The organism is Xanthomonas bromi (assembly GCF_900092025.1).
Classification (GTDB): Bacteria; Pseudomonadota; Gammaproteobacteria; order Xanthomonadales; family Xanthomonadaceae; genus Xanthomonas; species Xanthomonas bromi.
Window position 1 is genome coordinate 17208 of the sequence record NZ_FLTX01000053.1, and the last position, 16748, is coordinate 33955.

The window sequence follows — 16748 nt, forward strand, 5'->3', positions numbered from 1 at the left end:
CCACGGCGACGTGCAGAGACTGATCCGATGACCCAGCGCGACCCCATCGCCGCAGCAACGCAAGCGCCCTTCGACAGGATCCTGATCGCCAATCGCGGTGAGATCGCGTGCCGAGTGATCGCGACCTGCCGCACTCTCGGCATTGCGACGGTAGCGGTGTACTCGGATGCAGACCGCGATGCACGGCATGTGCGCCTGGCCGATGAGGCGGTCCACATCGGTGCCTCTCCGGCGCAGCAAAGCTATCTGCGCGGCGAAGTCATTCTGAAAGCGGCACACGCAACCGGTGCGCAGGCGATTCATCCGGGTTATGGATTTCTTTCGGAAAACGCGGCATTTGCCGAGGCCTGTGTAGATGCTGGCATCGTCTTCATCGGCCCACCGGCAGCGGCGATTCGCGCGATGGGCGACAAAAGCGCGGCCAAGGCACTGATGCAACGGGCCGGCGTGCCGCTAACGCCGGGTTACCACGGCGATGAGCAAGCGCCGGCATTCTTGCGTGCGCAAGCCGATGCAATCGGCTACCCAGTGTTGATCAAGGCCAGCGCAGGCGGCGGCGGCAAGGGCATGCGCCGGGTGGATGCCAGCGCCGCGTTCGAAGAGGCCTTGGCCAGCTGTCAGCGCGAAGCGCAGTCGGCATTCGGTAATGCCCACGTATTGGTAGAGAAATATGTCGAACGGCCGCGGCATATCGAAATCCAGGTGTTCGGCGATACGCATGGCGAGGTGGTGTACCTGTTCGAACGCGATTGCTCGGTGCAGCGCCGCCACCAGAAAGTGCTGGAAGAAGCGCCTGCGCCCGGCATGAGCGAGGCGCGGCGCGCTGCGATGGGCAAGGCGGCCGTGGATGCGGCGCAAGCCGTGGGCTACGTCGGTGCGGGCACGGTGGAATTCATCGCTGGTCCGAACGGCGATTTCTATTTCATGGAAATGAACACCCGGCTACAGGTGGAGCACCCGGTGACCGAGTTGATCACCGGCACCGATCTGGTCGAGTGGCAATTGCGCGTTGCCGCTGGCGCGCGCTTGCCGCGTCGGCAGCACGAGCTGCGCATCCACGGGCATGCGTTGGAAGCACGCCTCTATGCCGAGGACGCCGAGCGAGGGTTTCTGCCGTCCACCGGTACGCTACGGCAGCTGCAGATGCCCGTCGCCAGCGCGCATGTGCGCGTCGATGCCGGCGTGGAACAAGGCGACACCATCAGCCCTTACTACGACCCGATGATCGCCAAGCTGATCGTCTGGGATACCGATCGCCCCGCTGCGCTGGCACGCATGCGCGCAGCATTGGCGCAGTTCCATGCGGTGGGCGTTACCACCAACAGTGCATTTCTATCGCGCCTGATTGCGACCGAGTCGTTCGCATCCGCGAATCTGGACACCGCGCTGATCGAGCGCGAGCATGCTGTCCTGTTTCCTGAGGCGCGCAGCCCCGATAGCGCATGGTGGTGCCTGGCAGCGGTATTGGTCGCCGATACAGTGCCGGCCGCTGACGTCGATCCAGCCGATCCCCACTCGCCGTGGCAGCAGCAGGATGGTTGGCGCATCGGTGCGCATGCAGCGCAGCGCATCATCCTGGAGGCAAATACCGAGCGCCGCCAATTCGAGGTGCGCCCGGATGCCGATGGCTGGCAAGTCACCTCCGCGGGCGAAACGCACACCTTGCGCTACCACCTGCACGACACCGGCGTACGGGTGCAAATGGACGGACGGCAATGGCGCGCGCAGGCATTGCGCGATGGCAGCCTGCTGACCCTGACCGGCGCCACGCAGCGAGCGGCATTCCGTCACCACGATGCGCTGGTGGAAGCCGATCGACCGGCGCAGGACAGCGGCGGGCTGACCGCACCGATGCCCGGTCGCATCGTCTCCCTGCCCGCCACGGTGGGCCAGCCGGTCACCCGTGGACAGGCGTTGGTGGTACTGGAAGCCATGAAGATGGAGCACACACTGCACGCGCCCAGCGACGGCACCGTCCAGGGGTATCTGGTGGCAGAAGGCGATCTGGTGTCCGACGGCGCGGCACTGGTGGAATTTGTGTCCGCGTCTGCGTAGCGGCGCATGGCGGCGTGACCAACGGCACGTTCGGCTGCGCGCGCACTGCCGCTAGCGTGGCACATCGGCCGGCTCGGCCGCATTGCCACCGGAGGCCCCATGCAACGCCTGCTTCTTGTTTCCAGCATGCTGCTCGCGCTGTCTGCCTGCAGCGACAAAACCGCTCCCGCCGCCGAGAAAGCTGCCACACCTGCACCGGCGGCGACCGCGCCCGCAGCGCCGCCTGCGCTGATCACCCGCGATGCGCTGTTCGGCAACCCCGAGCGTGCCAATGTCAGCATCAGCCCGGACGGCAAGTATCTCAGCTGGGTGGCGCCGCTGGACGGCGTACTCAATGTCTGGATTGCGCCGGTGGATGCGCCCGATCAGGCCCGCGCGATCACCAAGGACACCGCACGCGGTATCCGCAATTACTTCTGGACCTATCAAGCCAATACCTTGCTGTACCTGCGCGACACCGGTGGCGATGAAGACTTCCACCTGTTCTCGGTCAATCTGGCCGACGGCAGCAGCAAGGACCTCACCCCGTTCAAGAAAACCAATGCCGAGGTGTATCGCGTCAGCGCGCAGCATCCCGAATCGATCATGGTCGGCATGAACGACCGCGATGCCAAGTGGCACGATTTGTATCGCGTGGACCTGGTGTCCGGCACACGTACGTTGGTGCAGAAAAATACCGAAAACCTGGATGCGTACCTGCTCGATGGCGACTACCTGCTGCGCTACGCCACCCGCGCCACCGACGATGCCGGCAGAGAGTTGCTGGTGCCAGACGGCAAACGCTGGAAGAGCGTGGACCGCATCCCGTTCGAGGATGTCACCAACACCGCGCCGAACGGCCTGACCGAGGATGGCAAGACGTTGTACATGCAGGATTCGCGCAACCGCGATACCGCGGCGCTGTATGCCATCGACACTGCCAGCAACGCACGCACGCTGCTGTTCGAAAACCCGCATGCCGATGTCGGCGCCACCTTGAACGACCCCAAGACCGGCCAGGTGCAGGCGGTGTCCACCGACTACCTGCGCGAAGAATGGAAGCCGCTGGACACCGGCATTGCGGCGGACCTGCAAAAATTCAAATCGCTCGGCAATGGCGATGCCAGCGTTGCTGCACGCACGCTCGACGACCGCATCTGGATCGTTGGCTACTCCGCAGCAGAAACGCCGCTGACCTACTACCGCTACGATCGCGCCGATGGCGGCAAGCTGACCAAACTGTTCTCTGCACGACCCGCGCTGAATGGCAAACCGCTGGTCCCGATGTGGCCACAGGAACTGACCGCACGCGACGGTCTCAAGCTGGTCAGCTACCTCACCCTGCCCGCCGAAGCCGATGCCAACCACGACGGCAAGGCCGACAAGCCGGTGCCGCTGGTGTTGTTCGTGCACGGCGGTCCGTGGGCACGCGACAGCTACGGCTACGGGCCGTACGAGCAATGGCTGGCCAACCGCGGCTATGCGGTGCTGTCGGTGAACTTCCGTGGCTCCACCGGCTTCGGCAAGGCCTTTACCAACGCCGGCAACGGCGAGTGGGCCGGCAAGATGCACGACGATCTGCTCGATGCGGTGCAATGGGCGGTCAAGCAAGGCGTCACCCAACCCGACGACGTTGCCATCATGGGTGGCAGCTACGGCGGCTACGCCACGCTGGTCGGTATGACCTTCACCCCGGACGCCTTCAAATGCGGCGTGGATATCGTGGGGCCAGCCAATCTCAACACCTTGCTCAGCACGGTGCCGCCGTACTGGGCCAGCTTCTACAAGCAGCTGACCAGGCGCATGGGCGACCCCGCCACCGAGGCCGGCAAGCAGTGGCTGACCGAACGCTCTCCGCTCACGCATGCCGACAAGATCAGCAAGCCGCTATTGATCGGCCAGGGCGCTAACGACCCACGCGTCAAACAGGCCGAAAGCGACCAGATCGTCAACGCGATGAAGGCCAAGAACATTCCGGTCACCTACGTGCTGTTCCCCGACGAAGGCCACGGCTTCCGCCGCCCGGAAAACAGCAAGGCCTTCAACGCGGTGACCGAAAGTTTCCTGAGCCAATGCCTGGGCGGACGCGTGCAACCGATCGGTGCGGATCTGGAAGGCTCCAGCATCACCGTCCCGGAGGGCGCCGACAAGATCAACGCTCTGAGCGATGCCCTGAAGACGCATACGCAGGCGATTCGGAAGTAGGCGACCTGGGTCACCCCCGCGTTGCGTGCAAGGCAGTCCTCGCTGTTACCGCGAGGACTGCCCCTTGGATTGCGTATGCTCTGACCAGGCAACGCTATCGCTGGCCCACCTATCGAAGCTTGGATTACAAATCAGCGCCAAGGCAATTCGATTGCATCGCTGCGTTTACTGCTGACAGCCCAGCAACTCCAAACTCGAAGACAGCCGCCCTGCATTGGTCATGTGCCGCGAGATCTGGAAGATCTGTTAATGCTGCTCAAGGTCGTTGGATAGATCCCGAGCGCGATCGGACTGCCATACGGCTCCATTGGGATCCAGCTCGGTGTTCGTCATCTCTTCGGCGCGCCAACCGAATCCGCAGATGGCCAGTGGACCGTCCTGCAAGCCATCCAGGCCCAATGCCTGCTCGATGTCCACCTCATTGATGGCCGACGTCACGAATGCTCCCAGCCCCAGATCGGTGGCGCTCAGATAGAGCGTCTGCGCGATATGGCCAACGTCGAGAATCATCGCGCGATAAGCCTTGGCGTGGTTTCGATACTTCCAGAAGCTACGCAAAAAACGAGGCGCCAGAATCAGCAGCACCGGCGCTTCGGCAAACCAGTGCTGACCGGAGAGCGCTCGACGCGCGAGATCTGGCAGCGGCTCAGGCGGCGTCGCCATGGGCTGCAGCGCATGGTCGATTGGACGGTAGTGGTACAGCCCGCTTGGCATGCCTTCGACGCGCTGAATCAACAGATAGGTCTCCGTGGGATGCAAACTTCCTCCCGAAGGCACCGGCTTTTTTAAAAACGCGGTCCCCTGTCCCACCGCAACGCGCGCACTCGCCATGACGCTACGTTGGAGCATGTGACTCAACAACTCGCCTGATAGCGCGCGCTGCGTATCGAAATTGCGGCAGGTCACACGGCGCGACAACAGGTCATCGAAGGTGCCGGGTGTCGCACGCGGCAGCGTGATCCGTGCAGCATCACCTCCTACGCCACGCTCCACGACTTCGGCAGGCGGTGCGCCCAGGCGATCCACCATCCCCTCGGCGGTTGTCAGGCCTTGCGCTTCCATCGTCGCTACGCTGTCCTCACCTTTCCAGCGTGCAGAACGATGCCAAAGCGCGGCCAACGGCCACCAGCGCTGCTGCTGAACCCGCTCGTCATGCTGCCGGTGGGTTGCGTGCTCGGGTTGATCGCTGATCGCAAGACCTTGATCGAGCAGACGCCCCATCCAGGCTGGCGGTGATTGCAAGGGATCGACCGGCTGCCAGCGTGTAGGACTGAGTTGACTTAACCAGTCACGCTCGTGCGTCGCGACTTCCACTTCGTCATCAAGGTGGGGAGCGAGCGCCAGCCAACGGGTACGGCGGCGCAGACCATCACCACCCGCAAGCAATTGGGCAAGATCGAACGTCGCATCGTCGCGAAGCTCGAAGAACAGCGTGGCACAGCGACGAATCTGCATGGAGACATCTCAAGGACACATGAGCATGGTCGATATTGTCTCAGGTATGCCATCACACATGCCCCCTCACCCTGCGGACAAGACGATGACTGACTCAGCCGACAATGCGCACCTTCCGTTCGATGCATCCACTGCCGACAGGCTGCTGGAGCTGCTGTCCAACGACGACAGTTTTCGCGACCGCTTTCAATGCAACCCAGCGCAGGCGCTCGCCCAGATCGGGGTTGCCGGCGCGAGTGCCGACAAGGGCGTGCCCAGTGCAGGAGAACCCTATTACTGCATGACGACCGGTCAGCTCGCTCCCAAGGAGGACATTGCGCTGGCGCGTGCCGAGTTACAGAGCTATCTGACGGAGACGACCAATCACACCGTCATCTTCGCTTTCGAATCCGAAAGTATTCGCTCTACCCTGCTGCGCAGGTAAGCAGGTAGACGCGATGCAGGCCAGGCGTTCACGAACGCCTGCGCCTGCTCGCGGGCCTCCTGGGTACGGCCCAGTGCATACAACGACTCGGCGGCCCATAACTGGGCTAACCGCGTGTGCGCCACATTGAGCGGCTGCAGCGTCTGCGACGCGTTCGCTTCGATATAAGCGCGCCCGCGCTGAAGAGACAGCCAGCGTGCTTGCTGCAGTGCCTCCGCATGCCGTCCGCTGTCATGCAACAACGTGTACAAGGTCACGCGTGTCTGCAGCAGATCGTCAGGCCTGACAGGCAGGCGGGCCAGGGCTGCTGCGCGATCCCCTGACAGCGCCAGATGCTGGGCTTCGACGATCGCGCGTAATTCGGCAAGTACAGGTGTTTCATGCGCGAGCGCAGGCTTGATCGCCGAAAGCGCCCGTGCAGTGAACTGATCGTCGCCATTACGCTGGGCCTGGCTAACCAGGGCCAGCACCATCGCGGCGTCATCCTGCAGGTTTGGCTCGGCCGGGCCGTTGGTCGTTATTGCAGCCACAAGCGCATCAAACGCCGAACTCATCTTCGGGCCCACGGGTACCGTTTCGCCAGTGATGGCGGCGGTAGTCGCCCCAATCACCAGGAATTGACGATAGTTGAAATCATCAGTGCGCTTGCTGCGTTTCAGGGCCTGTGCCATCGCAGCATTCGCATCCGCCCAATTCGCCTGATCCAGCGCGATGCTGGTGCGGTCGATCAGCGGCACCACGTCGTCATTGGCGTAGCCATTCTCTACAATTCGGTCGAGGGCTCGCCGTGCATCGGCATAACGACCCAGCACTGCCAAGGTATCGGCTTTGCGGCGCAGCGGACCTGCCCGATCCCCATCGGCCAAGTTTTCGAAGCGCTGCAACGCGGCCTCGACTTTCCCTTGCGCCAGCAGGATGCGTCCGATCCGATCCGATGCAATGGAGCGCAGCGGATCCTGGACGACGTCGGCAGCCTGCGCATATGGCAGAGCATCGGCAAAGCGGTTGGCCACAAACAAATGCCACGACGTATTGGCGGCGCCGGCAAAATTGTCCGGATACAGCGACGCCAAGGTTCTCCACAGTGGCAATGCGGTGTTCACCGCCCGCAATTCGGCGATCCAGGCATCTAGATAGAGCTGATCACGCGCCGGCAAGCGCTGGCGTAACCGAACCGCGTTATCCAGATACGGAAGCGCGCCCTTGCGGTCGGACACCGCAACCTTGATGCGCGCCGCACCCAGGTACGCTAACGCAAACGTCGGGTCGACCCTGACCGCGCGATCGAACAGCTCCAAGCCCTCACGCCAACGACCGTCTGCAGTGGCTTCCACGCCGAGAGCATACGCACGCAACGCGTCCAGGCTCGATGTTGTGACTGCCGGTAATGGCACCGAACTCTTGTCGATCGACGCAACCATCTCGCCCAGCCCCAGCCGGAGCTTACGGGTGATTTGATCCACCGAAGACAGGGTAGACGGCAAGCCGTCTCCTTGTACAAACTCCGAATACACGGTTATTTGCGTGCGCGGATCCACCAGCTCTACGCTGAGACGTAATTTCCCGCCGACTTCAGCCACGGTCGGCAGAAGAACAGCGCGGGCGCCATCACGCAACGCTACCTCCGACGCTACGCTGCGATCGAGAAAAACCGTGCTGGGATCGCGCTTCATTCGTGCGACGGTATCGCGCACCTTCATGGCGCTCAGGACATTGACGTACCGCGACTGCTCAAGGCTGACGCGTAGCGCCTGTTCCAGCGCGCCATCGAGCAGTGTATTTCCAGTGAGATTCCGCACATCGCCAACCACCACCCAATCGCGCTCGCCAAACGCAATCGCAGGCTGCGGTCGAATGAAAAACCACACCGCGATTCCCACCGCCAGTACCACTCCCAGCTCGGCCGCCAACGCGGCCGGTCTGCGCCACAGCGGCACATCGCGCCAGGCTTTTGCCGAATTCTTCGGCAGGCGCAGAGGGGTCAGGCCGACGTCGCCGACTTCGTAGATCTCCATCGCGGTGGGCATGCCCTTGAAGCGCCAGCGGCCGTGCGATTTCCATAACAACCGCTCGGCGCGACCACCGAGTTCGCGTGCGGCGTGGTGGGTCAACGATTCGGCTACCGCCGAGATCAGGATCTGCCCAGGCCGTGCCATCGACATCAGGCGTGCGGCGGTGGGCTTGGCCAGGCCTTCGACTTCCAGCGGCTTGGCACCGATGCTGACCGCTTCTTCGCTGTTGCGCCAGGTCAGCACTTCGCCGACATGCAGGCCCTGGCGGGCGCGGAGCGTCAGCGTGTGCGCATCGCCCATCGTCTTGAGCCCACGCGCGTAATCCAGCGCAAAACCCAGGCCATCGATGGGGCGATCGAACAGCAGCAGCAGGCCGTCGGAACGATCGATCAGCCGGCCGCGCCAGTGCTGCTGCAGCTTGACCACCAGGCGGTCGTGCTCGCGGAACAGAGCAGCAGCAGCGTTATCGCCGATACGTTCGACCAGCGCGGTCGAATCGCACAGATCGGTCAGCAGCAAGGTCCGCAGACGCGGCGCCTGGATCGCTTCCGACGACGCGTCCTTGCGTGCGTGGGTGCGGTTGCTCATCGCTCAGCGATGACCCGAGGCAGGCGGTTGATTCAGGGCGAGCGTCTCCTGCATGCACAGCACGTTGCCGCCCTGCCGCTTGGCTTCGTACAAGGCGCGGTCGGCGAGTGTGTACCAGTCGTTCCAGGCCGCGTCCGCATCGATGATGCACAAGCCCACGCTGACCGAGCAGCCCTGTTCGCCCTGGCCGTTGCACAGCCGCGCTTCCACCGCCCGCACGATGCATTCGCCGATGTGGTGCACCAACTCGCTGGTGCCTTGTGCGACGAGCACGCAAAATTCATCGCCGCCGAGGCGGCAGGCGAGATCGCCTTCGGCGATCACCGAACGCAAGGCATGCGCCACGTTCTGCAGCACGCGGTCGCCTGCCAGATGGCCGAACTCGTCGTTGATGCGCTTGAAGCGGTCGCAGTCGATCAGGATCAGGCCAACGCCCGGCACCTGGCCGGCGCGCCGGCATTCCTGCAGGTGCAACGCCAGCCCACGTCGATTGTGCAAGCCGGTGAGCTCGTCGGTGCGGCTCAGTTCTTCGGTATGGTTGAGCTGGTGCGAGGTGACGTAGAGATTGTCCAGCGCCGCTTCCAGATCGTGGTTGCGGCGGCGCAACTGGCGGATCAGCAGTTGTTCGTTGTTGACCACCCGCACGATGGAGCGGCGCAGGAAGTGCGCCACCATCGAGGGGTCCTGGTTCACCAGGCGCTGAAAATCGGCGTGTCCCAGCTCGATCAGGCGGCTATCGGTGCTGGCGCTGGCGCCCGCGCTGCGCGCGTGGTCGCCGATCAGCAGGCCAAGCTCGCCGAAGAATTCGCCGGGGCCGAGATGCTTGAGCATCAGATCTTCACCGAAATCCAGATCGATCTGGCCGCTGACAACGATGTACATCTGCGTGCCGACTTCACCGCGATCGAACAGCGACTGGCCCGCAGACACTTCGCGCGAACGACCGAAACGGGCGAAAAACGCCAGTTCTTCAGCTGTCATCAGCGCATGCAGCCCGTCGGGGAGCGTCTTGGCAACGCTCCCCGACGGCTCACCTACGCCCGCGGTGTTGTGGCAAGTCATCAGTTTTTCCCTAGGCCAGCCTGCGACATTAGCCTACAGGACCCCCTTGTTCAGCACCAGGTCACATTATTTCTCAACGCAAAAGAGACGACTGGACGGGTATTTCATGAATGAAAGAGGGCCCGGTTTCCCGAGCCCTCTTCCTTCCAGGGTGGCGCAGATCGCACCTGTTGCATCCGCGTCTTCGTCCGGTGCTGTAACGACAGCCGTTTTCGCCAGGCGCTCAAGCGCTGCGGCATTGCGGCACTTCAACGCTCAACGCACGCCCGGCGACCTTGCCGTGTTGCCGGCGGTCAGGCGGCCTTGTCTCCGTGGAACTGCGCTTCTTCGGTGGAACCACGCAACGCGGTGGTGGACGACTGCCCCTGCTGGATCGCCTGCGTCACTGCGTCGAAATAGCCGGTGCCTACTTCGCGCTGGTGCCTGACTGCGGTAAATCCCATCTGCGCCGCTTCGAATTCGGCTTGCTGCAACTCCACGAATGCGCTCATCTGCCGACGCGCATAGCCGTGCGCCAGCTGAAACATGCTGTGATTCAACGCGTGGAAACCGGCCAGGGTGATGAACTGGAACTTGTAGCCGTAGCTCGCCAGCTCGGTCTGGAATTTGGCGATGGTGGCGTCGTCAAGATTCTTCTTCCAGTTGAAGCTCGGCGAGCAGTTGTAGGCCAGCAATTTGCCGGGAAACCTGGCATGGATGGCCTGCGCAAACGCGCGCGCAAATTCCAGATCCGGCTTGCCGGTTTCGCACCAGATCAGATCGGCATACGGTGCATAAGCCAAGCCGCGACTGATCGCCTGGCCCAGGCCATTGCGGGTCTTGAAGAAGCCCTCGACCGTCCGCTGGCCAGTGGTGAACGGTTGGTCGTTGGCATCCACATCGCTGGTGATCAGATCCGCCGCCTCGGCGTCGGTACGTGCGATCAGCACCGTCGGCACGCCCAGCACGTCGGCGGCCAAACGCGCAGCATTCAATTTTTCGATCGCCTCACGCGTGGGCACCAGCACCTTGCCGCCCATGTGGCCGCACTTCTTGACCGACGCCAGTTGATCTTCGAAATGCACACCCGCCGCACCGGCTTCGATCATCGCCTTCATCAGTTCGAAGGCGTTGAGCACGCCGCCGAAGCCGGCTTCGGCATCGGCCACGATCGGCTGCAGGAAGTCGATGGCATCGTTGCCTTCGGCGTGATGCAGTTGATCGGCACGCAGCAAGGTGTTGTTGATGCGCTTGACCACCGCCGGCACCGAATCGGCCGGGTACAACGACTGGTCCGGATACATCTGCCCGGCCAGATTGGCATCGGCTGCCACCTGCCAACCGCTCAGGTAAATGGCCTTCAAGCCGGCCTTGACCTGCTGCATCGCTTGATTGCCGGTCAACGCACCCAGCGCGTTGACGAACGGCGTTGCGTGCAACGACGTCCATAATTTTTCCGCACCCAACCGCGCCAGCGAATGCTCGACATGCACGGTGCCGCGCAGGCGCACCACATCGGCGGCGCTGTAATTACGGGTGATGCCGCTCCAGCGCGGGTTCTTGGCCCAGTCCTGCTGCAGTTGTTCGGTGCTTTGCAGTGTGGTGCTCATCTTGCGTTCTCCTGAGAGGGACGACGGATGGAACGAGGAAGCAATGGCGGGTGTGCCAAGGCATGCGGCATGGCGAAGCCGTCGTTGCGCGTGTGTGCGCAACGGGCGGTGTCATACGTTCAAGTGAGGACTGCGGGGACGCCTATGGCGAGGCGACGCTGCAGCGGTGCGATCAGTCGATCAGGCGGTAGGCCGGCACGGTGAGAAAATCCGCCAATTCATCGGCGCGGCTCAGTTCTTCCAGCAAGGCGATCGCTTCATCGATCCGTGCGGCGCCGGGCAGTGCAGGAGCGCTTCCCAACCGCGCAGGCAGCGCACGCAATGTGGCTTGCAGCAGGTGCTGATCGATGGCCGTGCCATCGTCCAGATGCTGGCCGTGATGCAACCACTGCCATAGCTGCGCGCGACTGATTTCGGCCGTGGCGGCATCTTCCATCAAGTTGTGGATGGGCACGCAGCCATTGCCGTCCAGCCAGGCCGCCAGATAGCGCACGCACACTTCGACATTGCCTTCGAACCCGACGCGGGTGACATTGCCTGGCGAGGGGGCGATCAACAGGTCGCGCGTCACCTGCACGTCGCTGCGCAGCACATGATGCTGATGCGCGGTGGGCATGTGTTCGTCGAACAATTTCATGGCCACCGGGATCAGCGCCGGGTGCGCCACCCAGGTGCCATCGTGACCTGCGGTCACTTCGCGCAGCTTGTCCGCGCGCACGCGGGCCCTGGCCTGCTCGTTGGCGGCTTCGTCGTGGTTGATCGGAATCTGTGCAGCCATGCCTCCCATCGCATGCGCACCGCGGCGATGGCAGGTCTTGATCAACAGCTCCGAATACGCCTTCAAAAATGGCTGGGTCATGGTGACCTGACCGCGTTCGGGCAGTACGCGGTCGCGGTGCGCACGAAAGGTTTTCAGGTAGGAAAAAATATAGTCCCAGCGTCCGCAATTCAGCCCGACGATGCGATCGCGCAGCGCGTGCAGGATCTCGTCCATCTCGAACACCGCCGGTAGCGTTTCGATCAGCACGGTGACCTTGATCTGCCCATGCGGCAGGCCCAGCATCGCTTCGATATGCGCCAGCGCGGTGTCCCACAGTGCGGCTTCTTCCATGCTCTGCAGCTTGGGCAGATACAGATACGGGCCGCGGTCCTTGGCCTGCAGCGCGCGGCCATTGTGAAAAGCGAACAGCGCCGCATCGAACAGACCGCCGGCCAGCGGCTGACCGTCGATCAGCACGTGCTTTTCGTCCAGATGCCAGCCGCGCGGGCGCACGATCAATACCGCACGTTCGGCTTCCGGGCGCAGGGCGTAGTGCTTGCCGTTGGGCGCATCGAAGCTGAGATCGCCACGTACCGCGGCAGCCAACGTGCGCTGGCCGGCCAGCAGGTTGCGCCAGGTCGGCGCGGTGGAATCTTCGAAGTCGGCCATGAACACCTTGGCGCCGGAGTTCAGCGCGTTGATGACCATCTTCGGGTCGGTGGGGCCGGTGATTTCGACGCGGCGGTCCTGCAGCGCCGCCGGCAAGGTCGCCACGCGCCAATCGCCGGCGCGGATGGCGCGGGTGTCGGTACGGAAGTCGGGCAGCTGACCGGCGTCGAACGCGGCCTGGCGCTCACGCCGCTGGGCCAGACGCTGCTGACGGCCGGGCTCGATCGCCCGGTGCAGCGAGACCAGCAGGGCGAGGGCAGCGGCCGGCAGCAACTCTGCCTGGCCGGCGACCTGGGTGGTCAACGCGATGCCGGGCGTGGCGTGGTCGGTGGAACGGGAAGCAAACGCGATGGCAGCCATGTGAAGGTCCTTGTGCATCCGGAGCTCCACCGTGCTCTTCTGGCAACTATTTGACAAAGCAGTTTTATCAATTCTGTAAATAAGCCGGGCTTATACTTATGCCGGGAAGTTGCTTTAAATGGCGCCAACCCCCCGATTTTCCTACAAATCCGACCGTCTCAAGCCGCTGCGCGCATTTTGCCAGACGGTCCGCCTGGGTTCGGTCTCGCGGGCGGCTGAGGCGCTTTACGTCAGTCAGCCAGCGGTGACGCTGCAGTTGCAGGCCCTGGAACGCGATCTGGGTGTGCCCCTGTTCGAACGCTCCGGGCGACGCATGGCGCCCAGCCGCGAGGGCCAGTTGCTGTACGACATGGCGCTACCACTGGTGGAGAGCCTGGATGGGCTGGAGGCCAGCTTTCGCGAAAAGGTGCGTGGGCTGGACGCCGGCGAGCTCACGATTGCCGCCAATAGCTCCACCATCCTGTATTTGCTGCCGCGCATCGTGGCCAACTTCCGCGCGCGGCATCCGGATGTGCGCTTGACCCTGCACAACGCCATCAGTGCCAACGGCACCGACCTGCTGCGCGAAGATGCGGTGGACCTGGCCATCGGCTCGATGCTGGACGTGCCGGCCGACCTCAACTACGCGCCGGTCTACCGTTTCGAGCAATTGCTGATCACTCCACCCGACCATCCGTTGGCCAGCAAGGCCGAGGTCTCGTTGCAGGATCTGTCGCCGTATCCGTTGATCCTGCCGCCGCGCCGGCAGGTGACCTACCGCCTGGTGGATCTGATCTTTCAGCAGGCGCGCGTGCCCTACACCGTGGCGCTGGAAGTCGGCGGCTGGGAGGTGATCAAGCAATACGTGGCGATGGGCATGGGCATTTCCATCGTCACCGCGATCTGCGTGACCGATGCCGATCGCGACAAGCTGGCCACGCGCTCGCTCAAGGAATATTTCCCCACCCGCAGCTATGGCGTGGTGGTACGCAAGGGCAAGTATCTGTCGCCGCAGGCACGCGCGTTTATCGAATTGATCCAACCGGATCTGTTCACGCCACGCGGGTACGACGAAAGCGGCGATTCGGAACGCTAGCAATAACGCGCTCGCAACAAGCGACGCGACCAGCGATGACTGCTTTGACGATTCCCTGCGCAGCGTCGCCTTCGCACCGCGCCGGACGCTGATGATCTCCAACACCCTGACACCGCCTGCAAGAAACCGTCGCACGCGCGATGAATTGCATGGGCTTACTCGGGATCCCCGTCTGCGTCGGCAGTGCGCGCGCATGCGCCACGCGATGACACTGCGCGTTTGGTCACGCCTGCCCGCGTGCACGGGCGCAGCTGAGCGGCCAACAGAACAGAGCGGGAGTGAGTGAGGTGCGCAGGATCACCCGGAACAGCGACAGTGTTTGGGCAACAGTGCCGATTCCGGGCATCGGCCACGCCGCCTGGCGCAGGCGCCGCCGTGCTACCACAGCACTTACTCGCGCCCGTAAAGGCCCAGAAACATCTCCACCGCCGACTCCGCCACCTGTGTCTGCTGGGCGGGCGACAGCGGCGGCTGGCCCATCGCCAACTGCGGCCAGAACGCGAACCCCTTCACCAGCGCCTGTAGCTGTTGCGAAGCGAATTCCGGGTCGACCTCGGCCAGGCGTCCATCGGCCTGCGCCGCACGCAGCCAGGTGGTGGTGCCCTCCTCCTTGCTGCCCAGTTGCGCCAGCAGTGCACGGGCGCGTTCGGGCGAGTGGATACCTTCGGCAATCGCCACGCGCGACAGGTCGATAAATGCTGCATCGTCGAGCAACCGCAGCTTTTGCTGCAGCAAGTGCGTCAACTGCATGCGCAATGATTGGTCGGGGCGATAGGCCAGACTCACCGCATCGGCGCTGCGTTGCCATAGCCCGCGCAGGATCTCGCCGAACAACGCGTCCTTGCTGGGGAAATGGTTGTAGACGGTGCGCTTGGACACGCCTGCGGCGGCGGCCAGGCGGTCCATGCTGGTGGCCTGGAACCCGTGCTGGCGGAACTGCGCGATGGCCGCTTCGAGAATGGCGTGGCGCTTGCGGTCGGTGAGCCGCTGCGGCGCCGGCGCCGCGTCGGATGAGCTGGACATGGCGCAATGTTACACCGCCGAGTTTACATTTCCCAAGATAAAACTACACTGTGTAGTGTAAAAATCCCACCGGCAACGCCGGTTCGCCCGCCCTCAAACGATGGAAGCCGTCGTGCTCACCCAGTCCCGTCACCTGCCACGCCCCACCTCGCATGTCGCTTCGCCGCAGTTCCGCAATGGCCGGTTCCGCAACGCATTGCCCACCCGCTTGAGTCAGCCCGGCGTGTTGGGCGGCTTGCGCCTGTTGTGGGAGGTGCTGTTCAACAAGCCCGCGCACACCGTGCCGTCGCAAACGCTGCCGGTCGCACCACTGAGCGCGGCGCAACTGCAGGCCGCGCCGGATCGCAGCCTGTTCCGGCTGGGTCATTCCACGGTGCTGATGAAGCTGCGCGGCGGCTTGTGGCTGACCGACCCGGTGTTCTCCAAGCGCGCCTCGCCGTTTCCGTTTGCAGGGCCAAAGCGCTTCCACGCACCGCCGATCGCACTGGACGCGCTACCGCCGCTGGCCGGGGTGATCCTGTCGCATAACCATTACGACCATCTGGACTGCGCCACCATCCGTGCGTTGGCCGACCGCGTCGGCGTGTTCGTCGCGCCGCTGGGCGTGGGCGATCTGCTGGTGCGCTGGGGCGTGGATCCGGGGAAGGTGCGGCAACTGGATTGGTGGCAATCGGTGGAAGTGGGTGGCCTCACGCTCACCGCCACGCCGTCGCGGCATTTTTCCGGCCGCGGCCTGTTCGACCGCGACCGCACGCTGTGGTGCTCGTGGGCGATCCAGGATGCCGACCTGCGCGTGTTCTTCAGCGGCGACGGGGGTTATGGCCCGCGTTTCAAGGCGATCGGCCAGCGCCTGGGGCCGTTCGATGTGGCGCTGATCGAAAACGGCGCCTACGACCACCTGTGGCCGGACGTGCACATGCAACCGGAGCAGAGCCTGCAGGCGTCTATCGATGTCGGCGGACGCACCTTGCTGCCGATCCACAACGGCACCTTCGATCTTGCCATGCATGCGTGGCAGGAACCGTTGGACCGCAGCGTGGCGCTGGCCGACGTCGCTGGCGTTGCCCTGGCCACACCGTGCATGGGCGAGCGGGTGGATTTGACTGCGCCCGGCAAGCGCGTGCGCTGGTGGCGGCAGGACGCTGCGGCGCAAGCGTCGGAAGGGTTGGGGGCGCCCCGATAACTGGCTGGGGCATGCCGATGCGTTGCCATCACGTTTTGATGACGCACCACGCACGCAGATGCGCGTGACACGGTTCCTCATCCTGCCAGGGGCAAGCCGCCAATCCGAAGGTTTCGGATGCAGCGACGTCAATTCTGTTGTGCGGCCAAGATGGCTCACGCTGTTTGATTCAATGCTGATGCAATGCGGTCTGCCGCTTTGGGCTTTCCTGTCTGCAACGGCTGCGTCGCGTGGTTGAACGCGGTGCTCCCTTTGCGCCATCGCGACGACGCCGCCACTGGACAATGCGCCCAACTCCAGGTTGGTGGA

The 16748-nt window shown here is 63.7% G+C and carries 11 protein-coding genes; 5 read left to right on the forward strand and 6 right to left on the reverse strand.

Translation table 11 applies throughout. The annotated features are described in order from the left end of the window. The first annotated feature begins 27 nt into the window (after positions 1-27). Entirely contained in the window at positions 28-2055 is a 2028-nt protein-coding gene (locus tag XBLMG947_RS16230) for an acetyl-CoA carboxylase biotin carboxylase subunit (RefSeq protein WP_065469660.1), read from the forward strand. Between the two features lie 99 nt (positions 2056-2154). Continuing rightward, positions 2155-4239: a S9 family peptidase gene (locus XBLMG947_RS16235; RefSeq protein WP_065469661.1), complete on the forward strand. Its 2085-nt coding sequence runs from the start codon at positions 2155-2157 to the stop codon at positions 4237-4239. 246 nt (positions 4240-4485) lie between these two features. On the opposite strand, the gene XBLMG947_RS16240 is transcribed toward XBLMG947_RS16235, so the two are convergent. Next, the gene (locus tag XBLMG947_RS16240; RefSeq protein ID WP_065469662.1) at positions 4486-5694 is read right to left on the reverse strand and encodes a putative peptide maturation dehydrogenase; all 1209 of its coding nucleotides are present in this window, start codon (positions 5692-5694) and stop codon (positions 4486-4488) included. An 85-nt stretch (positions 5695-5779) separates the two neighbouring features. Here XBLMG947_RS16240 and XBLMG947_RS16245 point away from each other — a divergent pair, with 85 nt between their 5' ends. Then, entirely contained in the window at positions 5780-6118 is a 339-nt protein-coding gene (locus XBLMG947_RS16245) for an NHLP-related RiPP peptide (RefSeq protein ID WP_065469663.1), read from the forward strand. Here the strand turns inward: XBLMG947_RS16245 and XBLMG947_RS16250 are convergent. The 4 genes from XBLMG947_RS16250 to aceB all read right to left on the reverse strand — a co-directional run bounded on the left by XBLMG947_RS16250 (position 6058) and on the right by aceB (position 13158). Beyond that, a complete protein-coding gene (locus XBLMG947_RS16250; protein WP_065469664.1) occupies positions 6058-8718 on the reverse strand; it encodes a putative peptide modification system cyclase in 2661 nt (886 codons plus the stop codon). The two genes, XBLMG947_RS16245 and XBLMG947_RS16250, sit on opposite strands and share 61 nt — an antisense overlap. Positions 8719-8721: 3 nt before the next feature. After that, complete coding sequence (locus XBLMG947_RS16255; protein ID WP_065469665.1) at positions 8722-9780, reverse strand: GGDEF domain-containing protein; 1059 nt, start codon at positions 9778-9780, stop codon at positions 8722-8724. Between the two features lie 293 nt (positions 9781-10073). Beyond that, complete coding sequence (gene aceA, locus XBLMG947_RS16260) at positions 10074-11369, reverse strand: isocitrate lyase (RefSeq protein ID WP_065469666.1); 1296 nt, start codon at positions 11367-11369, stop codon at positions 10074-10076. A 172-nt stretch (positions 11370-11541) separates the two neighbouring features. Continuing rightward, entirely contained in the window at positions 11542-13158 is a 1617-nt protein-coding gene (gene aceB, locus XBLMG947_RS16265; RefSeq protein ID WP_065469667.1) for a malate synthase A, read from the reverse strand. A gap of 118 nt (positions 13159-13276) precedes the next feature. On the opposite strand from aceB, the gene XBLMG947_RS16270 reads away from it, so the two are divergent. Next, entirely contained in the window at positions 13277-14233 is a 957-nt protein-coding gene (locus XBLMG947_RS16270) for a LysR family transcriptional regulator (protein WP_065469668.1), read from the forward strand. Positions 14234-14623: 390 nt separating this feature from the next. Here the strand turns inward: XBLMG947_RS16270 and XBLMG947_RS16275 are convergent, their stop codons facing one another. Next, on the reverse strand, positions 14624-15256 hold the full coding sequence (locus XBLMG947_RS16275) for a TetR/AcrR family transcriptional regulator (RefSeq protein ID WP_065469669.1): 633 nt from the start codon (positions 15254-15256) through the stop codon (positions 14624-14626). Between the two features lie 100 nt (positions 15257-15356). Between XBLMG947_RS16275 and XBLMG947_RS16280 the strand changes: the two genes are divergently transcribed. Next, entirely contained in the window at positions 15357-16439 is a 1083-nt protein-coding gene (locus tag XBLMG947_RS16280) for an MBL fold metallo-hydrolase (RefSeq protein WP_065469670.1), read from the forward strand. Positions 16440-16748 lie beyond the last annotated feature (309 nt).

What these genes read in the sequence shown, in the direction of transcription:
- XBLMG947_RS16250 (WP_065469664.1), bottom strand. Translation starts at nt 8,718, where the DNA reads ATGAGCAACCGCACCCACGCACGCAAGGACGCGTCGTCGGAAGCGATC.
- XBLMG947_RS16230 (WP_065469660.1), top strand. Translation starts at nt 28, where the DNA reads ATGACCCAGCGCGACCCCATCGCCGCAGCAACGCAAGCGCCCTTCGAC.
- XBLMG947_RS16275 (WP_065469669.1), bottom strand. Translation starts at nt 15,256, where the DNA reads ATGTCCAGCTCATCCGACGCGGCGCCGGCGCCGCAGCGGCTCACCGAC.
- XBLMG947_RS16245 (WP_065469663.1), top strand. Translation starts at nt 5,780, where the DNA reads ATGACTGACTCAGCCGACAATGCGCACCTTCCGTTCGATGCATCCACT.
- aceB (WP_065469667.1), bottom strand. Translation starts at nt 13,158, where the DNA reads ATGGCTGCCATCGCGTTTGCTTCCCGTTCCACCGACCACGCCACGCCC.
- XBLMG947_RS16240 (WP_065469662.1), bottom strand. Translation starts at nt 5,694, where the DNA reads ATGCAGATTCGTCGCTGTGCCACGCTGTTCTTCGAGCTTCGCGACGAT.
- aceA (WP_065469666.1), bottom strand. Translation starts at nt 11,369, where the DNA reads ATGAGCACCACACTGCAAAGCACCGAACAACTGCAGCAGGACTGGGCC.
- XBLMG947_RS16235 (WP_065469661.1), top strand. Translation starts at nt 2,155, where the DNA reads ATGCAACGCCTGCTTCTTGTTTCCAGCATGCTGCTCGCGCTGTCTGCC.
- XBLMG947_RS16255 (WP_065469665.1), bottom strand. Translation starts at nt 9,780, where the DNA reads ATGACTTGCCACAACACCGCGGGCGTAGGTGAGCCGTCGGGGAGCGTT.
- XBLMG947_RS16270 (WP_065469668.1), top strand. Translation starts at nt 13,277, where the DNA reads ATGGCGCCAACCCCCCGATTTTCCTACAAATCCGACCGTCTCAAGCCG.
- XBLMG947_RS16280 (WP_065469670.1), top strand. Translation starts at nt 15,357, where the DNA reads ATGGAAGCCGTCGTGCTCACCCAGTCCCGTCACCTGCCACGCCCCACC.